This is a genomic window from Streptococcus oralis (genome assembly GCF_001578945.1).
GTDB lineage: Bacteria > Bacillota > Bacilli > Lactobacillales > Streptococcaceae > Streptococcus > Streptococcus oralis_Q.
In genome coordinates this window covers 2,813-4,969 of the sequence record NZ_KQ969557.1, presented here as the reverse complement: position 1 = coordinate 4,969, position 2,157 = coordinate 2,813, and the positions used below count along the sequence as shown (strand labels likewise).

The following is a 2,157-nucleotide window of genomic DNA, read 5'->3' as shown; positions in this document are numbered from 1 at the left end:
ATCCAGTGATGAAAAGCCTGGTGTGTCCGCGATTTTACCCCCATTGAGGTTGTAAAAACTAACAGCTCGAGTGGTATGACGACCGCGACCCAGACTGTCTGAGATCTCTCCTGTTTCAAGATTGAGATCCGGTGCGATTCTATTGAGGAGGGTTGACTTCCCAACACCTGTCTGCCCCATAAAGACCGTCACTTTTCCTGTCAACAAAGGCAGAAGTTTCTCCTTATTGGTCACAAAGTCGTAACCAATGGCACCGTAAGTCTGCTGGTGAAAATCCAGCTCTCCCCTATCTTCCAGCAAGTCCATTTTGGAAATATAAACGATGGGATGGATTCCCTTGTGCTCCAAAAGAACCAAGAAACGATCCAGCAAATTGCTGTTAAAATCAGGTTCCTTGACTGACATGATTACCACAGCTTGGTCAATATTAACAATAGGCGGACGGACCAAACTGTTTTTTCGTTCATGAATTTTGAGGATATAACCTTCGGAATTTTCCTCTGCAGAAAAATCTACCCAGTCTCCGACATAAGGAGTGTGCCCTTTTTTGCGGAAATTCCCACGCGCACGTGTCTGATAGACTTGCCCATCACTCTCTACATAGTAGAAGCCTGCCAAGGCTTTAATGATTTGTCCCTGCATCTTAGAGTCCTTGTCCTTTAAGCGTATCTGCCAGGCTGGCAAATTCTTCTAAGTCAAGAGCTTCACCACGCACAGATGGAGACAAGCCTGCCTGATCCAAAGCCTTGGTCAGCTTATCCTTGATTTCATCAGTTTTCCCAAAGTAGCCTGTCAAGTTGTTCCACAAGGTCTTGCGACGATGAGTGAAGCTAGCCTTGGAAACCTTAAAGAAGAAGTTCTCATCTTCTACTGCTACGGCTGGCTCTGGACGACGCACCATTTTCAAGATGGCCGAGTCCACATTTGGCGCTGGCACAAAGACTGTACGAGGCACGATAAAGGCAACCTTGGCTGTCATGTAATACTGAACCGCAATCGACAAGCTACCGTAAGCCTTGGTATTGGGCTGGGCTGAGATACGATCTGCTACTTCCTTTTGCATCATAACCACAAATTCTTGGAAGGGAATTTTGGACTCGATCAGATGCATGAGAATAGGGGTCGTGATGTAGTAGGGCAAGTTAGCCACCACCTTGATTGGTAGGTTAGGATTTTTGAAGTTCTGGATCTGTTGTGCCAAATCAACCTTGAGAATGTCTTCGTTGATCACGGTCACATTGTCAAAATCTCGCAGGGTATCCGCCAAAATCGGCACCAAACGGTGGTCGATCTCAAATGCCATGACTTGAGCTGCACGCTCAGCCAAAAATTCCGTCAAGGCACCTATACCTGGCCCGATTTCAATGACATTGACCTGATCATCAATGGCTGCTGTATCCACGATTTTTTGAAGGATATTGGTATCCGTCAGGAAATTTTGCCCAAAGGACTTTTTAAAGGTAAAACCGTGACGCTCCAGCACTGCCTTGGTCACGCTATAATCTGCAATTCTCATCTATTCTCTTTTCTATAGTTACTACCTCTATTGTAACACATTCCCTTGGTATTTTGGGAGTGAAAATCACACCAAAAAGCCATCTTCCCTCATGAAGGAAGATAGCAATTAGGAAGCTCTAAGAGTGGGTTTACTGATTCGCCTGAAATATGCGTTCAAAAAGATCAGCTTCTTTATAACTTCATAACTTCGATTTTCAATCAGGGTGAGATCGACATCATCCTCCACATCGTCTACGGTCAGGAGGACTTCCTGTGGTATATTTTGTAAGCGATAGTGTTTTTGTCGTTGCCCTTCAATACTAGCAAAATCTAACAAATAGCCATTAACACGGATTTGAACCAAGATGAGATTATTGGTCATATTTTCCATAATTAGAATGTCTTCTAAACCACCTCTGATACCGGGGTAATCAGAAACCCTGCGAATACGAATCTTTTCACACATGAGCAAGTTCCTTCATATCAATGATTTCATCTGCCTTGTTCCAGACCAAGGGGTTATGGGTCGCAATGATGATAATGCGATTTTCATCTTTCAAATCCACCAAGAGATTCATAACCTCCTCTGAATTTTCAGGATCAAGGGCTGCTGTTGGTTCATCTGCCAAAATCAAAGGCGGATTTTTCAAAATGGTCTTA

General features: G+C 44.0%; 2 protein-coding genes and 2 pseudogenes. All 4 read right to left on the bottom strand.

Annotated elements, in window-relative coordinates; genetic code table 11:
• The coding region (rsgA, locus tag SORDD16_RS09210) for a ribosome small subunit-dependent GTPase A (protein ID WP_241734053.1) at positions 1-642 on the bottom strand (642 nt) is incomplete at its 3' end.
• Between the two features lies 1 nt (position 643).
• On the bottom strand, positions 644-1,516 hold the full coding sequence (gene rsmA / locus SORDD16_RS09205) for a 16S rRNA (adenine(1518)-N(6)/adenine(1519)-N(6))-dimethyltransferase RsmA (RefSeq protein WP_061453215.1): 873 nt from the start codon (positions 1,514-1,516) through the stop codon (positions 644-646).
• Between the two features lie 130 nt (positions 1,517-1,646).
• Positions 1,647-1,963: pseudogene (locus SORDD16_RS09200) on the bottom strand (hypothetical protein).
• Positions 1,956-2,157, bottom strand: a pseudogene (locus SORDD16_RS09195) (AAA family ATPase); the annotation flags it as partial. The pseudogenes SORDD16_RS09200 and SORDD16_RS09195, both read right to left, overlap by 8 nt.

Coding starts and splice junctions, on each gene's coding strand:
- rsmA (WP_061453215.1), bottom strand. CDS start 1,516: ATGAGAATTGCAGATTATAGCGTGACCAAGGCAGTGCTGGAGCGTCAC.